The sequence below is a fragment of the Streptomyces sp. NA04227 genome (genome assembly GCF_013364195.1).
Lineage (GTDB): Bacteria > Actinomycetota > Actinomycetes > Streptomycetales > Streptomycetaceae > Streptomyces.
The window spans coordinates 5,302,576-5,319,784 of the sequence record NZ_CP054918.1 but is presented as its reverse complement, the minus strand read 5'-3'; the positions used below and the strand labels follow the sequence as shown (position 1 = coordinate 5,319,784).

General features: G+C 68.8%; 13 protein-coding genes. 5 read left to right on the top strand and 8 right to left on the bottom strand.

What is annotated here, in order from left to right; all coding sequences use genetic code 11:
* Position 1: 1 nt before the first annotated feature.
* Entirely contained in the window at positions 2-1,294 is a 1,293-nt protein-coding gene (locus HUT18_RS22815) for an N-acylneuraminate cytidylyltransferase (RefSeq protein WP_176102425.1), read from the bottom strand.
* Positions 1,295-1,370: 76 nt separating this feature from the next.
* Positions 1,371-2,657 carry a DUF6716 putative glycosyltransferase gene (locus HUT18_RS22810; protein ID WP_176104740.1) on the bottom strand — a complete coding sequence of 429 codons (1,287 nt, stop codon included), beginning with the start codon at positions 2,655-2,657 and terminating at the stop codon, positions 1,371-1,373.
* 231 nt (positions 2,658-2,888) lie between these two features.
* On the opposite strand from HUT18_RS22810, the gene HUT18_RS22805 reads away from it, so the two are divergent.
* Genes HUT18_RS22805 through HUT18_RS22795 form a run of 3 tightly spaced genes read left to right on the top strand, consistent with a single transcriptional unit; the run spans position 2,889 to position 6,333 of the window.
* Positions 2,889-3,866 carry a glycosyltransferase family 2 protein gene (locus tag HUT18_RS22805; protein ID WP_176102424.1) on the top strand — a complete coding sequence of 326 codons (978 nt, stop codon included), beginning with the start codon at positions 2,889-2,891 and terminating at the stop codon, positions 3,864-3,866.
* On the top strand, positions 3,863-5,206 hold the full coding sequence (locus HUT18_RS22800) for a polysialyltransferase family glycosyltransferase (RefSeq protein WP_176102423.1): 1,344 nt from the start codon (positions 3,863-3,865) through the stop codon (positions 5,204-5,206). The genes HUT18_RS22805 and HUT18_RS22800 overlap by 4 nt, the downstream gene beginning before the upstream one ends.
* Entirely contained in the window at positions 5,203-6,333 is a 1,131-nt protein-coding gene (locus tag HUT18_RS22795; RefSeq protein WP_176102422.1) for an acyltransferase, read from the top strand. The genes HUT18_RS22800 and HUT18_RS22795 overlap by 4 nt, the downstream gene beginning before the upstream one ends.
* A gap of 226 nt (positions 6,334-6,559) precedes the next feature.
* Here the strand turns inward: HUT18_RS22795 and HUT18_RS22790 are convergent, their stop codons facing one another.
* Positions 6,560-7,213 carry a TetR/AcrR family transcriptional regulator C-terminal domain-containing protein gene (locus HUT18_RS22790; protein ID WP_176104739.1) on the bottom strand — a complete coding sequence of 218 codons (654 nt, stop codon included), beginning with the start codon at positions 7,211-7,213 and terminating at the stop codon, positions 6,560-6,562.
* A gap of 183 nt (positions 7,214-7,396) precedes the next feature.
* On the opposite strand from HUT18_RS22790, the gene HUT18_RS22785 reads away from it, so the two are divergent.
* A complete protein-coding gene (locus HUT18_RS22785; RefSeq protein WP_176102421.1) occupies positions 7,397-8,962 on the top strand; it encodes an FAD-dependent monooxygenase in 1,566 nt (521 codons plus the stop codon).
* 31 nt (positions 8,963-8,993) lie between these two features.
* Here HUT18_RS22785 and leuE read toward each other — a convergent pair whose 3' ends face one another.
* Both leuE and HUT18_RS22775 read right to left on the bottom strand, forming a co-directional pair.
* Positions 8,994-9,650: a leucine efflux protein LeuE gene (leuE, locus tag HUT18_RS22780; protein ID WP_176102420.1), complete on the bottom strand. Its 657-nt coding sequence runs from the start codon at positions 9,648-9,650 to the stop codon at positions 8,994-8,996.
* A gap of 285 nt (positions 9,651-9,935) precedes the next feature.
* Complete coding sequence (locus HUT18_RS22775) at positions 9,936-11,516, bottom strand: methylmalonyl-CoA mutase (protein ID WP_176102419.1); 1,581 nt, start codon at positions 11,514-11,516, stop codon at positions 9,936-9,938.
* Between the two features lie 491 nt (positions 11,517-12,007).
* On the opposite strand from HUT18_RS22775, the gene HUT18_RS22770 reads away from it, so the two are divergent.
* On the top strand, positions 12,008-12,925 hold the full coding sequence (locus tag HUT18_RS22770) for a L,D-transpeptidase family protein (RefSeq protein WP_176102418.1): 918 nt from the start codon (positions 12,008-12,010) through the stop codon (positions 12,923-12,925).
* Between the two features lie 918 nt (positions 12,926-13,843).
* Here the strand turns inward: HUT18_RS22770 and HUT18_RS22765 are convergent.
* From HUT18_RS22765 to HUT18_RS22755, 3 genes are all read right to left on the bottom strand, one after another.
* Complete coding sequence (locus tag HUT18_RS22765; RefSeq protein ID WP_176102417.1) at positions 13,844-14,989, bottom strand: hypothetical protein; 1,146 nt, start codon at positions 14,987-14,989, stop codon at positions 13,844-13,846.
* Complete coding sequence (locus HUT18_RS22760) at positions 14,989-15,651, bottom strand: RNA polymerase sigma factor (protein ID WP_176102416.1); 663 nt, start codon at positions 15,649-15,651, stop codon at positions 14,989-14,991. The genes HUT18_RS22765 and HUT18_RS22760 overlap by 1 nt, the downstream gene beginning before the upstream one ends.
* 565 nt (positions 15,652-16,216) lie before the next feature.
* The gene (locus HUT18_RS22755; RefSeq protein WP_176102415.1) at positions 16,217-16,948 is read right to left on the bottom strand and encodes a GNAT family N-acetyltransferase; all 732 of its coding nucleotides are present in this window, start codon (positions 16,946-16,948) and stop codon (positions 16,217-16,219) included.
* Positions 16,949-17,209: the final 261 nt, after the last annotated feature.

Sequence of the window (17,209 nt, the reverse complement as noted above, 5' to 3'; positions counted from 1 at the left end):
CTTACTTGTCGAGGGAGGGGCCGAGAATCCAGGCGGCGATCTCTCGGATCGCGCCGTCACCACCGGGAAGGGTGGTGACCGCGCGTGCGGCGCCACGCACGACGTCGTGAGCACTCGCGACCGCTACCGGCCAGCCGACCAGGCTGAAACACGGCAGGTCGTTGACGTCGTTGCCGACGTAGAGCACGCGCTCCGGCGCGATGCCCTGCTCCTCGCACCACTGCTTGAGTGCGAGGTCTTTCCGGTCGATGCCGTGCAGTACCGGAATCTGCAGCTTCCGGGCACGTGCGGCGACTACCGGGTTCTGCTCCGTGGACAGGATGAGCATCTTCAGGTCCGCCCTGCGCAGGGCGGCGATGCCAAGTCCGTCACCGCGGTGCACGGAGACGAATTCCCGTCCGTCGGAGTCGATCAGCACCCTGTCGTCGGTCTGGGTGCCGTCGAAGTCGAGGATGACCGCGTCCACGTCCGCGCGCGTCGGCAGGGCGCCGGGCCGCTCCGCGTCGAACAGCGGGGCGAGCGCGCGGGCACGGGCGAGGTCGTGCGGGTCGTCGATCTCGAGGACCCGCGCGGGGTCGGTGCGCACCAGTTCGGTGTGCCCGAAGAAGCGGTGGTTGTGCTTGCGGAATCCGGCCGCGTCCATGGCGTACGCGGCGCCGGTCTCCAGCAGGTCCTGCGGCCGGTCCTGACGACGGGGCCGGAAGGACTTGTCGTGGTTGACACCATAACCCCCGCCGATGGCAGTGGTGTTGGCGACGGTGGCCCCGCCGCCGACCGCCTCGCTGCGCTCGCTCTCGATGGCGGGCTCGGGCTCGTCACCGGCGTCCCGCCAGACGAAGCCGTGGAAGGGGGCGACGGTCAGCGCGGTGTCCGCGCCGTTGCTGGTGATCGCGCCCACGACCCCGTCGATGTCCTCGCGCAGGATGAACGGGCTGGTGCACTGCACGAGCAGCACCACATCGACCGCCGCGCCGTGCAGGGCCTCGTGCGCGTCCATGGCGTGCAGCACCGCGGCCTCGCTGGTGGCGGTGTCACCGGCGATGGCGGCCGGACGCAGCACGACCTCGGCGCCCGCCTCGCGGGCGGCCGCGGCGATGGCCTGGTCGTCCGTGGAGACGACGACATCCGTGACCAGCCGGGCCGCACGGCACTCTCGTACGGTCCTGGCGACCAGGGGTGAGCCGCCGACCGGGGCGAGGTTCTTCGCGGGTACGCCCTTGGAGCCGCCGCGTGCGGGGATCACCGCGAGCACGCGGCGTACTGGCGCCGGCGAACCCGCTTCCGGGTGGGTCATGGATGCTCCTTCACAGGGCAGTTGGTGCGATCGGCGCGGCCGGGGTTCGCCGGCGCGGCCGAGTGGTCCGGTGCGCTCACAGCTCACCCATACGACGGATGACGGGAGCCACACGTTGTACGCCGTGGCGATAGGCCCCTCGTGCGGCACGGCGCACGATCTGCCGCACAGGTCCGGGCTCCTTGTCGGCACCGGGCGCGCCGGGCAGCGGGGAGCCGTCCCGGTCGAGGTGGTGCCTGGCGAGGATTCCCGGCAGATAACCAGGCGCTGTGGTGAGGGTGTAATACGGGCTGATCGGCGCCAGCGACTCGGCCGTGAGCAGCTTGCGGACGCGTGCCCGCGCCTCGTCGAAGGCCCGCTCGTAGCCGCCCTCGGCGGCCACTCCCTGCCGGGCCACCCAGGTGGTGTCGGGCTCGGGCCGGTGCCCCTCGTCCAGCTCGTCCCACGACGCCAGGCATCCGGAGCCGATGAAGTGGTGGTTGCCGAGCGCCTCGCGCACACCCAGGTCGCTCAGCACCACGGTCGGGATCCGGCGGTGCAGCGACTCGAGCGCCGCGGTGGAGCTCACGGTGACCAGGAGGTCGGTGCGGTCGAGAACTTCACCCATATTTCCGTACACCAGGCGGAAGTTGGACGGAAGTCCCCCTTCGATCCGCTGTGCGAGTTTCTGGTACGGGAGTTCCTCGATGTGCGTCGTGTGCTCACCGGGCCTGCTGCGCAGCTTGAGCAGCACCTCGCGCTCAGGGTGCAACTTCGCGTGCTGCACGAGCCGTTCGAGCAGATAGGTGCGGTCCTTGCGGTTCTCGGGCACGGACGGCTGCGCCGCGAAGACCACGGTGTACGGGTCGTTCGGGACGTAGTCGGCCCCGCCGAGGAAGGGCAGCGCGGTCTCCGTGACACCGGAGGCGTCGGCACCCACTCCCTCGTACACCGCACGGAAACGCTCGGCGTCCTGACGGGAGTTGGCCAGGACGAGGTCCGCGCCGTGGCGCAGCAGCAGACCGTCGGCCAGCTTCTCGTAGACCACACCCACATAACCGGTCACGACCACCGGACGTTCCGGCCGGTCCTGCCACACCCGGGCGAGCCCGTGCAGCATCGCCTGGACGGCACCTCCGACGAGGGCGAGCACGATCACGTCGTACTCCTCGACCTCGCGCTCCATCTCCCTGAGGAACTCGACCGCTGTTACCTCGCGGAGTGAATCTGCGGTGACACCAACTTCCTGGAGTTGACGCGGAGTCGGGGTGGCCCGCCCGCGCAGAAGAAAGCCGCTGAGCCTACTGTCCGATACGATCCGGTTCGCGGTGAGAGCTCCCCATTTCCACCGGGTATCGGAGTCCGCGAGCACGGCGACCCGCAGAGAGGACTGGGAGGTGGAGGTACTTCCTGGCACGCCTCAGACATTAGGAAGCAATATGAAGTCGTGCCCGAATCTCGGCCCAACAAACGGTTAACAGTCCACCAACGGGCCGAAAATCAGCCCTCATCAGGCTCAAAATATCCCCAGGTTCACCAACCTGGCACGTGTCGTTCACCAGACATCTCACCAAGGTACGAGACAGGCGCGGCGCGGGGGCTTAACGTCCTGTACGTGGTTAAGCTCTCCGTCATCGTGCCGTTCTACAACGTGCAGCAATACGCGCCCGACACTCTGAAGTCCTTGCGTGCCAATGCGCGCGACGACTTCGAGTTCATTCTCGTCGACGACTGTTCGCGGGACGAGACCCCGGACATCCTCGCGCAAGCCGAGCGCGAACTTCCGGGTGCCAGGCTCCTCAGACACGAACAGAACGGAGGCCTCGCCACCGCCCGCAACACAGGCATCGACGCGGCGAACGGTAAGTACCTCACCTTCCTCGACGGCGACGACTGGCTCGCACCCGGTTACTACGACCAACTCGTGCGCAGCATCGAGAAGTTGGACGTCGACTTCCTCCGTACGGACCATGTGCAGTGCACCGCCCGGGCCCGCAGCATCCACCGTGTGCCGGTCGGCAAGCGCAACCAGGCACTCAACCCGCGTGACGTGATCCTGCCCGCCGACCGCTCCACCTCCGTGGACTACGCCTACGCCTGGGCAGGCATCTACCACCGCCGTCTGATCGACACCGGTGTGCTGCATTTCACGCACGGTCTGCGAACCGCTGAGGACCGGCCATGGATCTGGAAATTGCACCGGGAAGCGGAGAGCTTCGCCGCAGTGGGACTGCTCGGCGTGTACTACCGTCGCGGGGTGGCGTCTTCACTGACCCAGATCGGTGATGTCCGCCAACTCGACTTCATCCGTGCGTTCGACCAGGTGATCGAGGAGACCGCAAAGGATCGTGACGCGGCCCGGCTGCTGCCGAAAGCCGTGCGCACCTATTGCGCCATCATCTCGCACCACCTGGGCTCCATCGAAAGGTTCGAACCCCCCGTGGCGCGCAAATTGAAAGCCATGAGTTCCGCGGCGCTTCGGCGCATGCCGCAGGACATCCTGGACGAGGCGCTCGACTCCATGGATGCCCAGCGCGCGACGCGGCTGCGCCGCCTGCGCCGCCGCTCGGCCCCTGCGGGGGTCGCGGCGTGACGACGCAGATCTTCTTCGCCTCGACCCTCTACGGCACGGCCACCCTCGCCGCGGCCCTCGACGCGGACTGCTTCGCCCCGGCCGACCGGCGCATCCTGCTCGTCTCGAACAACGCCGCGAACCCCGAGGTCTCCGCGTCCGTCGACGAGATGCCCGGCTTCGCCCCGCTGCGCGGCCGCTTCGACGACGTCATCTCCTGGAACGAGACCATCACCCCGTTCCACCCCGGCGGTTGGTCCCCGCGCGGCGACGACGTGCCCCTGTGGGAGCGTCATCTGCGGCTCGCCTGGAACCTCGGCGACGACGACATCGAACTGGCCGTCGAGTCCATCCAGGTCCACCCGGCCCTCGGCCTCTCCCAGATCTTCTTCGGCGCCCCGCTGGACGTCTACGCCGACGGCCTGATGAGCTACGGCCCGACCCGCAACAAGATCGACCCGCTGGTCGGTTCGCGGGTACGCAGGCTGCTGCACCTGGACCTGGTCCCGGGCCTGAAGCCCATGTTGCTCACCGAGTTCGACGTCGAACCCGAGATCATCCCGACGGACGTCTTCCTCAAGGTCCTCGGTGAACTCGGCGACGACCGCGCCTCGTTGGCCGACGTACCGGACACCACCGGCCCCGCCCTGCTCCTCGGCCAGTACCTCTCGGCGCTCGACATCCTCACCGCCGAGGAAGAGGAAGACCTCCACGTACGGCTTCTCCGCGGTGCCGCCGAACTCGGCCACACCCGCATCGTGTTCAAGCCGCACCCCTCGGCGCCGGTGCGCTGGTCGCGCAGCCTGGAGCGCGAGGCGGAGGAACTCGGCGTCGAGCTGACCATCTTCAACTCCCCGGTCCTCGCCGAGGTGTTGTACCAGCGGATCCGCCCGGCCCTGGTCGCCGGCTGCTTCTCCACGGCCCTGCTCACGGCCTCGACGTTCTACCAACTGCCCGTGGCCCGGCTGGACACGGGCAAGCTGCTCGACCGCCTCTCGCCGTACCAGAACAGCAACCGGGTACCGGCCACCATCGTCGACGCGCTGCTGCCCGAGCTCACCGACAAGGTGGCCGTCAAGGCCCAGGCACCGGGCATGCCCGTGGCCGACCTGAGCCAGCTGATCCTCGCCGTCGGCTTCGCGATGCAGTCGAAGATCTACCCGAGCCTGCGTCCCGCCGCCGAGACCTACCTCGCGCGCCACCTGAACGCCCACACCTGGCGCTACTTCAAGCGCCGTCGCCTCACCTCCCTCGCGCTGCCGGGCGCCATGCCGCAGCAGCTCGCCTTCATTCCGCGCAACGCCACCGTGCGTCGCGTCGCCCGCCGGGCACGCTCCTTCAAGCGGGCTGCTCTCGGATGACGGCCGCCGGAACCGAGACAAAACAGCTCCCCGAGGCCCGGGCCGAGCAGCCCACGCCGAAACCCGCCAAGCACGCGCCCCGGCTCCGTGCTCTGGACGGCCTCCGCCTGGTCGCCGCCCTGATGGTGGCCTTCTACCACTACGGCGGTCGCGACGGGGAGATCTCCCAGTCCTGGGGCACCTCCAGCAAGGTGCAGTTCCCCACGGCGCACGAGTTCTTCGCCTACGGCTGCCTGGGCGTACAGATCTTCTTCGTGATCAGCGGCTTCGTGATCTGTATGAGCGGCTGGGGCCGACCGCTGAGGTCGTTCTTCGCCTCACGCGCCTCGCGACTGCTGCCCGCGTACTGGGCGGCCATCATTCTGGTGACCGCGGTCTTCGCCCTGCCCACCATCGCGTTCAAGGCCGCCTCGCCGAGCGACACACTCGTGAACCTCACGATGATGCAGCAACCGCTGGGCGTGGACCGCGTCCTCGGCGTCTGCTGGACGCTCTGGGCCGAGGTCCGCTTCTACGCGCTGTTCGCCCTGTGCGTCGTCCTCCCGGGGGCGACCCGGCAGCGGGTGATTCTCTTCTGCGCGGGCTGGACGCTGGCCGCGGCCATAGCCGAGGCGGCCAACGAGCCGCTCCTGGACATCGTGCTCATGCCCGAGTACGCACCGTTCTTCATCGGCGGCATAGGGCTGTACCTGCTGCACCGCGACCGCCGCGACGCCATCGGCTGGGGCATCGTCGGTGTCAGCTGGCTGATAGGACAGCACTACGCGGTGTCCAAGCTCTGGCACCCGCCGAACCCCGAGTTCTTCTCGAACCGCTCCTCGGTCGGCATCATCCTGGTCGTCACCCTCGGCTTCATGGCCGTCGGAGCCATTGCGCTCGGCGCCATGAACTGGGCGAACTGGCGCTGGCTGACGGTCGCCGGTGCACTCACCTATCCCTTCTACCTGGTGCACGAGCACCTCGGCTGGGTCGTTGTGGAGGTCCTGCATCAGCGTCTGGACCTGCCCTCGTCCGCGACGTTGGCGCTCACGATCACGTCGATGCTGGTGCTGGCCTGGCTGCTGAACAGGTTCGTCGAGGACTGGATGACACCGAAGCTGCGCTCGGCCCTGGCCCCTCGGCGCTGAGCCCTCGTCTCGTTCTTCTTCGTCTTTCTTTGCTGCGTCTTCGGGCGGCATCCCTCGGGGTGCCGCCCGAAGTCGTCGCCGGGTCCGAGGTGATGTGCCCGACACCTCCGCCCGGGTCCACTCTGCCCCACCGAGGCCGCCCGTGGGGAAAATTCACCCGAGTTCACTCGATCGTGGGACAAGCGGCAACTCCGGCCCGAACGCCTTCAGTTGGGGACCGGACGACTCAGTGGATCCCGTACCGCGTCTCGATGCCCAGGATGACGATGTCCAGGCCCTCGTCGAACCGCTCGTCGTAGGACGCGAACAGCTCCTCGCCCGCCGCGGCCGCGAGCGGGTACTCCCTGAGATTCTCGGAGCGTTGCGCGAGGTCCACCCCCTGACCCGGCTTCCCCGGCACCGGCCGCACTCCCTGTTCCTCGGTGACGAATCCGAGCGTGAACAGGTACGCCGTGGTACTGGCGCGCACCGCCTGCCGCAGGCTGAATCCGGCCCGGAGCAGATAGTCGAGCTCGGTCTCCATCCCCTCGCCGTGCCCGCTCCCGGTGAACTGTGAGCCGCTGAAGACCTTCGCCCCGTCCCGGTACCGGAGCAGGGAGTCGCGCAGGCCGTGGTTCGCCTCGCGCAGATGGTCCTGCCAGCCGGCCGCGGGCGCGTAGACGATGTCGACGGTCATCCGCCGGTACATCTCCGTGGCCATCTCGTCCAGCAGGGCCTGCTTGTTCTTGAAATGCCAATAGAGCGCGGGCGCCTGGATGTTCAGCTCCTTGGCGATCGCTCGCAGGGTCAGCCCCTCGAGACCGACATCGTTCAGCAGATCCAGCGCGGTCGACGCGACGCGGGACTTGTCGAGCTTGGCCTTCTCCGCCCGCGCGCCCACCCGCCCCTTCCCCTTCTTCACCTTCGCCTCTTCGGCATCCGTCGAAGTTTCGGTCCGCTCTCGCTCTTCCACGCTTGACACCTTAACACCGTTAAGGCAATCTGACGGCAGGCGACCTTAACGTCGTTAAGGCACGCTGCGTAATCCTCAGCGACTCAACGCACTAAGAACTCGGAGGTAGGGATGACTTCCACGACGGGAGCCAGGAGCAGGACGAGTCCGGCGGACGGACCGCCGGAACGAGAGGGACCGGAGCAGCGAGTAAGAGGGGAGGGCAGGAGTGAGGAGGGCAGGGACGAGATCTCGGCCGACGTGCTGATCGTCGGCGCCGGGCCCACCGGGTTGGCGCTCGCGCTCGATCTGACCAGGCGCGGCGTGCGCTGCCTGGTCGCCGAACGCGAGGAGCGACTGTTCCCCGGCTCACGGGGCAAGGGAATCCAGCCCCGGACACAGGAAATCCTGTACGACTTCGGGGTGTTGCCCGCGATCCACGCCTCGGGCTCGCTCTATCCGCCGATGCGGCTCTGGGAGGCCGGCCGACCCGTAAAGACCTGGCAGATGGTCGAGTTGAGCCAGGATTCCGAACAGGTGCCCCATGCCAACGCCTGGCTGATACCGCAGGCACGCACCCAGGAAGTGCTGTTCAGGCGCCTGAAGGAGTTGGGCGGCCGGGTTCACTTCGGACGCGCGGTGACCATACTTGCTCAGGACGACTCAGGGGTGACGGCTCGGCTCGGCGACGGGCGGACGGTGCGCGCTTCGTATGCGGTGGCCGCGGACGGTGGACGGTCCTCGGTGCGGCAGGGGCTGGGCATCGGCATGACCGGAGAGACCGTGGATCCGAGGCCGTTGCTGGTGGCGGATGTCGAACTGGCGCCGGAAGCACCACTGGACCGTGACCACTGGCACGTGTGGCAGGGCGAGGACGGTGGCGGCATGTCCATGTGCCCCCTGCCCGGCCCGGGCAATGTCTTCCAGATCCTCGTGCAGTATCCCGAGGTGGACAGCATCCCGGACGCCTCGGCCGAGGGCGTTCTCAAGCTGGTGGATCACCGCACCCACCTCTCGGCGTCAGCTGTCGACGAGGTGCTGTGGGCCTCGGAATTCCGGGCCAAGGCCGCCTTGGCCGAACGCTTCCGCCAGGGGCGGATCTTCCTCGCCGGGGACGCGGCGCATGTCCACTCACCGGCAGGCGGCCAAGGCCTCAACACCAGCATTCAGGACGTCTACAACCTGGGTTGGAAGCTGGCCGCGGTACTCCGGGACGGCGCACCGGAGAACCTCCTCGACACCTATGAGGAGGAGCGCCTCCCGATCGCCGCGGAGATGCTCGGCCTGTCGACACGCATCCACCGCACCACGGTCGCCAAGGGCGGCGCGACCACCGTCCAACGCGGACCGGAAGTGCAGCAACTGGGCCTCGGCTACGGAGACTCGTCGCTCTCGGTCGAGACACGCGAGCACACCGGCCCGGGTGGAGTGCGGGTGGGAGACAGAGCCCCTGACGGGCGCCCGGGCGGCAACCGGCTGTTCGACCTCTTCCGTGGCACGCACTGGTCGCTGCTGGCCATCGGGACCGATGTGCCCCTGCCCGAACTCGACCACCGGATCGTGCGCACCCATCGGCTGCCCCCGTACGAGGCCTACGGAACCGGTGTCTTCCTGGTGCGACCCGACGGCTATGTGGGGTGGGCGGGCGAGAGCGCGGAGGGGGTGAAGGACTACCTGGAAGCGGTCCTGACCGGGTGAGAGCTCCGGGCTTCGCGGCGGGTCGTCGACGTCAGGCGCTCGACAGCGACAGCTTGAGCGCGAAGCCCAGGAACAGTGCGCCTGCCGCCGAAGTGGCCGTGGCTGCCAGGCGCTTACGGCGGCGGAAGGCGGACGAGAGCCGAGTTCCACTGAAGATCAGCGCACTGAGGTAGAGGAAGCTCGCTATCTGCGCGAAGGTGCCAAGGACGAGGAAGGAGAGCGCCGGGTAGGCGTATCCGGGATCGACGAACTGAACGAAGAACGCGACGAAGAACAGGATCGCCTTCGGGTTGAGCAGACTGACCACGAAGGCCCGGCGGAAGGGCCGTTCGCCCGAGGCGGGTGCCGCCTCCTCGGCGTGGTCGGCCGTCACCGGGCGGCTGCGGGACCGCCACATCTGCCAGGCGGCTCGCAGCATGCCGATCGCAAGCCAGCTGAGATAACCGGCACCCGCGTATTTCACGATGCCGAAGAGCACGGAGTTGGCCTGGAGCAGGGAAGCGACTCCGGCCGCCGACAGCGTCATGAGCACGGTGTCCCCGCACCACACCCCGGCGGATGCGGTGTAACCGGCGCGGACTCCACGGCGGGCGGCGACGGACAGCACGTAGAGGGAGTTCGGCCCCGGAAGGAGGACGATGAGGACAAGACCGGCGAGGTAGGTCGGCAGATCGGTGACACCCAGCATGAACCGGAGTCTCGCACGTTCGTACGAAGATCCGCACGACTGTCCGCGTAGCGGACAGAGGGGCGGAATGAGCGGACAGGACTCGGGAGATCAACTCACCGGTCAGCTCGCCCTGCTCCGGCCGCACAGCCCGGGTGACCGCTCGCAGGAAGGGCGCTTCGACCGTGGGGCCGGTGGCTCGGCTACGCAGATGGGTGCGGTCGTGGGGCCAGCGGCTGGGCTTCGCAGAAGGGCGCGGCCGTGGGGCCGGCGGCTCAGCTCTTCGGCGGGCGGAGGCCGGGTCGGTCAGAAGGCGTGGCTCGGCACGTATGTCCCCCACACTTCGCGCAGTGCGTTGCAGACCTCGCCGACGGTGGCGTGGGCTCTGAGGGCTTCCTTCATCGGATAGAGGACGTTGTCGGTGCCTTCGGCTGCTCGCCTCAGCTCGGCGAGGGTCGCCTCCACCACGGCCTGGTCACGTGTGGCACGGAGTTCGGCCAGCCGCTGTGCCTGCTGGGCCTCGATGGCGGGGTCGACCCGGAGGGGTGCGTAGGGCTCCTCGACGTCGAGGGAGTAGCGGTTGAGGCCCACGACGACGCGTTCGCCGGAGTCGGTCTGCTGCGCGATGCGGTAGGCGCTGTCTTCGATCTCGTCCTTCTGGAAGCCGCGTTCGATGGCGCCGACAGCGCCGCCGAGTTCCTCGATCCTGGTCATGAGTTCGACGGCGGCGGCCTCTACGTCGTCGGTCATCCTCTCGACGGCGTAGGAGCCCGCGAAGGGGTCGACCGTGGCGGTGACGTCGGTCTCGTGGGCGAGTACCTGCTGGGTGCGCAGGGCCAGGCGCGCGGACTTGTCCGTGGGCAGGGCGATCGCCTCGTCGAAGGCGTTGGTGTGCAGCGACTGGGTGCCACCGAGGACGGCCGCCAGGCCTTGGACGGCGACTCGTACGAGGTTCACTTCGGGCTGCTGTGCCGTGAGCTGGACGCCCGCGGTCTGGGTGTGGAAGCGCAGCATCAGTGACTTGGGGTTCTCGGCACCGAACTCCTCGCGCATCACCCGGGCCCAGATTCGCCGGGCGGCACGGAACTTGGCGACCTCTTCGAGAAGGGTCGTACGGGCGACGAAGAAGAAGGAGAGGCGTGGGGCGAAGTCGTCGACGTCCATGCCCGCGGCGATGGCGGTCCGTACGTACGCGATGCCGTTGGCGAGGGTGAACGCGATCTCCTGCATGGGAGAGGCCCCGGCTTCGGCCATGTGGTAGCCGGAGATCGAGATGGTGTTCCACTTCGGGATCTCGGCCTGGCAGTACCGAAAGGTGTCGGCGACGAGACGGAGGGATGGTTTGGGAGGAAAGATATAAGTTCCGCGGGCGATGTACTCCTTGAGGACGTCGTTCTGGATGGTGCCGGTCAGCTTGTCCGCGGGTACTGACTGTTCCTCGCCGACGAGTTGGTAGAGGAGCAGCAGGAGGGCGCCGGGGGCGTTGATGGTCATCGAGGTGGAGACCTTGTCCAGGGGAATCCCGTCGAACAGGACCCGCATGTCCTCGAGGGAGTCGATCGCCACTCCCACCTTGCCGACTTCGCCGTGGGCGAGGGGGGCGTCGGAGTCGTGGCCCATCTGTGTGGGCAGGTCGAAGGCGACGGACAGGCCCATCGTGCCGTGGGCGATGAGCTGCTTGTAGCGGGCGTTGGACTCGACGGCCGTACCGAAGCCTGCGTACTGGCGCATCGTCCATGGACGGCCCGTGTACATGGACGGATACACCCCGCGCGTGAACGGGTAGGCGCCGGGCTCTCCCAACTTCGGGGCGGGGTCCCAGTCCTCGAGGTCCGGGGGGCCGTAGACCGGCTGGATGGGCAGTCCCGACTCGGACTCGCGCGCCATGCTGTGCCTTTCTGAAAACTGCTGCTGCGGGCCCCCGGCCGTATCGCGGACTCCGCCGCCTCGACCGCGGTACGGCAGCGCCGAGAAGAGCCTTGGCGACCTCGCTCACCCGGCGCACGGCCGACGTTACTCGCGCGGCACCGTGCGAACGGCCAGGTCCGCACCGGGACACGGCTCGTGCCACAACGGCCCACGCCAGGAGCGCTCGGAAAATCTTTCGCGGCTTCCCAGGACGGACGGAAGGGCAACTCCCGTCTCGGCAGGGCTCGCAGAGGCACAGGCACATCACAAACCCGCCAGACTCACACCAGCGGGCTGTGAAGAGTTCGCAACCATTGGCGCCCGGGAAGCATCTTCACTGGCACACATACGCAACGGGCGCCGGTACCTTCCGCCCGCTCGAGCAGCGGCCGGGGGATCCCCGCCGCGACAGGTCGGACCCGGCCGCAAGCCAGAACAAGGGCAAGAGCCCAGGACAGTGGGGGGCATTCATGCGTGCAACCGTCATTCGCCGGTCACTCGCGGCCACGGCGACGCTCGCCGTCGCCACGGTGACCGGGTGCACGGCACAGGCAGTCGACTCCAAGGGCGAAAGCACGCCCATACGCACCTCGCCGAGCGAGGCTCCGGCGCAACCGCAGAAGGCACCGGCACACAAGCCTGCCGCGCAGAAGCCCGCGGTGCACAAACCCGCGGCACCGGCAGTCCAGGCAGACAGCAAGCCCGCCGGGCAGGCGCCCGGCACCGCACAGCAGGCCGCCGCGCGCCCCGCGGCGCCCAAGCCGGTGATGGCCCCCGGCTCCGAAGGCCCCAAGGTGCGTGAACTGCAGGCCCGGCTGCGCCAGTTGAAGCACTTCGACCGCTCCCCCACCGGCTACTACGGTTCGATCACCGCGAACTCCGTGTCCGCGTTCCAGGGCGCGCACGGTCTCACCCGTACCGGCAAGGCGGATCTCAAAACCTGGCTGAAGGTGCAGGACCTCACCGACGTACCCACCCGGGACGAGCTCTACCCGCCGACCACCAGGCAGCCCGCGAAGCCGGACTCGCGCTGCCTGAAGGGGCGGGTGCTCTGCATCAGCAAGACGAGCCGGACGCTGCAGTGGATGGTCAACGGCAAGGTGCTCGCGGCCATGGACGTGCGCTTCGGCTCGCAGTACACGCCGACCCGTGAGGGCGAGTTCAGCGTGTTCTGGAAGAACAAGGACCACGTGTCGACCCTCTACGACACCCCGATGCCCTACGCGATGTTCTTCAGCGGGGGCCAGGCGGTGCACTACTCCTCCGATTTCGCGGCTCGGGGATACAACGGCGCTTCCCACGGCTGCGTGAACGTGCGCGACAAGAAGAAGATCGCCGCCCTCTTCGACCAGGTGAAGACCGGCGACAAGGTGGTCGTCTACAAGTAGCGACCGCCGTGCGGAGCCAGGCGGGCGCATGCGGGGTACGGGGCCGCATGCCGCCCGCCTTCCGCATGTTCTTCGCCGGAAGCGGGCGAGGTGTCACCCGGAAGTACCGGAAAGTCGTTCTGGTGTCGGGCGGCGTCAGCCTCTGCCGGGAAGTGTCACAGCAGGGGAGCGAGGTCGGAACGGGTGTGGCCGGGGGTAGGCGCCCGCATCGACCGAGAAGTTTGGCGGCGCGGGTGGGACCGGGGGAACGTGTCCCACCCGCGCCGGTTGGCACTGAGCCGCGGGTACGGGGGGAACCCCGGCTCGTGCGCGGCCGATGACCAGTCGGCTCACTTCCTACTGCGCCCCCGCGTCGAAAAACGTCACACCTTCAATCGAATATGCGCCCGGCAATGCACACCCAGGGTGAGAGTGGCGAGAGAACACGCAGGTCAGGCCTAATTTCGTCACACACTGTGCGATTTCATGCACGGGATGAACGATCATCCCCGGAGCTCATCGCACCGGACCCGACTGGTTTCGGCCACGAGAAGGGGAGCGGCTTGCCGGCCGAGGTCGCCCCGTCGCGTCGCTGCGTGGCTACGTGGATGCGTGGCTGCATGGCTGCGCCGCAGGCAAGAAAGCAGGTGCACTAAGGGCGGTTCGTCGCGTCAAACCAGCGCCACCGGAAGAGCTCCGGCGTTGGTTCCGGATTCCTGCGCGCGCCGCCAGGGACGACGAATCGTGCGCTCGCCCTATGCGTCGTGGAAGCGAGCCCGCCGGAGCCTGTCGCCCCCAACAGAACCTGGCCGAGTATTCATCGGCGATCAGAGATCCTCAGTCGGCAGCCCGGCGCCCAGCCACCCCGACAAGCGACGGCAACTGGCCGTCCTCACGCCACCCGCACTCACACCACCCGGCGGCAACGCCGCGCGGTACTCAGGCGCCCGTGGGCCGAGGTGACCTGGTCGGATCCGGCGCCGGAGTGGGCGTGGTTGTTGGCAGCGTTGTCGCGGAGGGAGTTGCCGGGAGCGTGGAGACCTTGCTGGGTTTCGGCGCGGGAGTCTCACCGGTTCCCTCGCCCGGATCACCGTCCTCGGGCCGGCCGCCTCCGCCGCCGTTGCCACCCTCGCCCGACCCTTCGTCCTCGTCCCCGTCGTCGCCGCCCTTGCCGTCGCCGTCCCCCTTGCCCGAGTCCCCGGGCTTGCCGTCGGCCTCGTCGAGGATGCCGGTGCAGTAGCGGTCCAGGCGTTCGGCGCCCTTGGCAGCCTCTTCGAGGGCGCGGCGCTTCTCGGCCGCGAGGGTGCCGTCCTTGTACTGACGGCAGGCGTCGATAGCCCGGCGCCACAGCTCCTCGCTGTTGTTCTCGGGCCGTTCGATCTTGTCGCGGTCCCGGTCGGGCAATCCCGGAATGGTGGGCACGGGCGAGCCACCGCCGCCCGCCTCGGCATCGCCGGAGGAAGGCTTGTCGCCGGGCTCCCGCGAGGAGCCCTCGCTCCTGGGAGTCCTGTCGTTCTCGGCGTCGGGGCTGTCGGGGAACCCGGAGGAGAGGGGTGCCTCTTCGTCGGGATCGGGCGAGACGGACGAAGCCGGTGCGGGGCGCGGGTCCTTGAACGGCGAGGGAAGCACACCCGCACTGCCGGCCACCGCGACGCCGCCGATCATGCAGGCGGCGACGGCGGCTGCCATGCCCCAGCGGACCGGACGCCCCCAGCGGACGGAGCCCGTGTCACCACCCACCCGGCGCGAGACGACATGATGCGCGCCGCCGGCCGATGCGCCCCTTCGTGCACCAGTGCGCGGGGCGTGGGGTGAGGCTTCGCGCGCCGTCGCGCTCTCGCGGTAGGAAACCGCCGCGGTCGCGACGAGCGGTGCCTTGCGGGCGCTGCGGAAGGCGGCGAGCGCCGCTTCCTCGCCCGGGAGTTCGCCGGCCTCGTCCTGCGGGACCTCACGCAGCGCGGCCAGGCTGCGACGGAGACGTTCCGCCTGGGCACGGGCATGATCGTCGACGCCACCGAGCGCCTCACCGCCGAGCAGACGCTCCGCGGCCTCGGGACTCAGCCACCTGTTGTGCTCGTCGGCCATCACATGTCCTTCTGCGTCCGCGTACGCGAATGCGTCACACCGGCGGACGTCACCGCACTCGTGTGCGGCTCTCTGGGTGGCGGTACGGCATCGAGTATTCCGTTTTTCTGCGGATCGGTACCGAGCAGTTCGGCGAGCCGTTTCAGGCCTCGGTGCGCGGCCGTGCGCACCGCCCCGGGTCGTTTGCCGAGAGTGTCGGCCGCGCTCTTCGCGTCGAGGCCGACCACCACCCGCAGCACCACGGCCTCCGCCTGGTCCTGGGGCAGCTGGGCTATGAGAGACATGGTGGAACTGGTGCTGAGCGACTCCATCGCCTCGCCGGCGGTGTCGGACTCGGCGGGCTTGCCGGTGAGTTCGGTCTCGTCGCCGCCGATGGCGGGCCTGCGGCCCCGCATCCGTATGTGATCGAGAGCGCGGTTGCGGGCGATGCGTGCCGCCCAGCCGCGGAATCTGTCGGCGTCACCCTCGAACCGGTCGAGATCGCGGGCGATCTGCAGCCACGCCTCGGAGGTCACGTCCTCCGCGTCGGGCTCGCCGACCAGCGTCCGGACATAGCCGAGCAACCGCGGGTGCACAGCGCGGTACACAGTACGGAACGCGGTCTCGTCTCCGTCCTGTGCCGCTCGTACCGCGGCGGTCAGTTCCGCGTCGTCCCCCAGCACTCCCTCATCCTGCCCCAGTCGATATTCATTCGCTGCGGATCGGCGTACATTCCGGTCTTCCCATCCCGCAGCGCCGGCCGGTGCGGATCAGCACGCTACGGCGTGGAGCGGCCCACGTCCACGCTCGATACAGCGAGCAACTAACACGTGACCGCGGCAGGTGTGACAGAAAATCGAGCTCTGGCGCAGAGGTAAGTACGGGCCGCCGCGCGGCCCGTGCCGTGCGGCGACCGGGGCCTCTCCTGTGGGGGGTGGCGGCCCCGGTCGTCCGCTGGCAGGGCCCGCGGCGACCTCATGAAGGGCCAGAGCCCCTCAAATCACCGCCGCAGCCCCGGAATTTCCCGGCTTTCCGGCCTCTTTCTCTCGCGGGCGACACCGCTCCCCCTCCCGGTCGAGCGAGGCCCTCGTAGCGCCCCGACCCGATTCCCGAGCACCTCCGGGATCACCGATCCACACCCTCGCGCACACACGACCGCACGAGCCTCGTCGGCCGTCACCACCAACCGACATACTCGATGTGACTTCCGTTACATCACTCCTCGCTCACTTGAGGATCGCTCAACTTCTATGGGATCGCCGCGCCCTGGTGTGCCCTTCCGACGGGCGCTTCCCCTCCCCTGGCAAGACGGAAATCGAGCATCCAGAAGACCTTGTCCCAGCGCTGCTCGCCGATGGCCACGAAGTCGGGCAGGTGGCCGTACTCGCGGAAGCCGAGCGAGCGGTACAGGTTCAGTGCGCGGTGGTTGTCACCCCGGGCGTCCAGGGTGAGCACCTCGATTCCGGCCCGTTCCGCGTCCCGGACCAGGGCCGTGGTCAGAGCACGGCCCAGGCCGCGACCGTGCGCGGACGCGGCCACCGCGATCTTCTCGATGTCGGCGTGCGGCAGGTTGGTCGCGCGGGCATAGCGCAGCCAGTACCCGAGAGCGACGAGCCGCCCCTCCAGGTACACCGCACGCAAGGCGGCATCGCCCCGGCTCGCCGCGGCGAGCACCTTGCCGAGCAGCTCCGCGATCTCCTCCGGCGAGGGCGGCTCCACCCAGCCGAGCGGAGCCCCGTCCGCGACGAGTTCGGCGAGAATCCGGTGCGCGGCCGGAACGAACTCGGCCTCCAGCGCGGGGTCGGACGTCACCGCCGCGGCGTCCAGCACCAGAAAACCGTCCGCGGCAGTGGCGCCTTCCGGACACCTCGGCTCCCCGTCCGAAGCGGCCCCGGCGGCATCCGGCCGCCCCCGTCCGCGCGGCCGCGACTCCTCTTCGCGCCCGTTCGGTTCGGGCACGGATGAATAGGTGTCGCTCATGGCAGTACGCTCCAACGCCGCGGCCGGATCACAGGGAACGGCCAGGTCCTGTCCTCACCCCACGCACGCTACCGGCCGGGACTGACAGTCGAGTTGGCCACGGACTGGCCTCCGCGACGAACGCGCGCCCAACCCTCGCCGCCCTGCCCCTCAGAGTTCCGCGCAGCCTCCCACTCAGGGAAGGCAGACCATACGACTTCTCACCGGTCCGAGTGACAAGGCGGGCGCCCCGAGCGGATTGTGGACCAAGATCGCGCAGTG

Coding starts and splice junctions, on each gene's coding strand:
- HUT18_RS22815 (WP_176102425.1), bottom strand. CDS start 1,294: ATGACCCACCCGGAAGCGGGTTCGCCGGCGCCAGTACGCCGCGTGCTC.
- HUT18_RS22795 (WP_176102422.1), top strand. CDS start 5,203: ATGACGGCCGCCGGAACCGAGACAAAACAGCTCCCCGAGGCCCGGGCC.
- HUT18_RS22785 (WP_176102421.1), top strand. CDS start 7,397: ATGACTTCCACGACGGGAGCCAGGAGCAGGACGAGTCCGGCGGACGGA.
- leuE (WP_176102420.1), bottom strand. CDS start 9,650: ATGCTGGGTGTCACCGATCTGCCGACCTACCTCGCCGGTCTTGTCCTC.
- HUT18_RS22775 (WP_176102419.1), bottom strand. CDS start 11,516: ATGGCGCGCGAGTCCGAGTCGGGACTGCCCATCCAGCCGGTCTACGGC.
- HUT18_RS22770 (WP_176102418.1), top strand. CDS start 12,008: ATGCGTGCAACCGTCATTCGCCGGTCACTCGCGGCCACGGCGACGCTC.
- HUT18_RS22765 (WP_176102417.1), bottom strand. CDS start 14,989: ATGGCCGACGAGCACAACAGGTGGCTGAGTCCCGAGGCCGCGGAGCGT.
- HUT18_RS22755 (WP_176102415.1), bottom strand. CDS start 16,948: ATGAGCGACACCTATTCATCCGTGCCCGAACCGAACGGGCGCGAAGAG.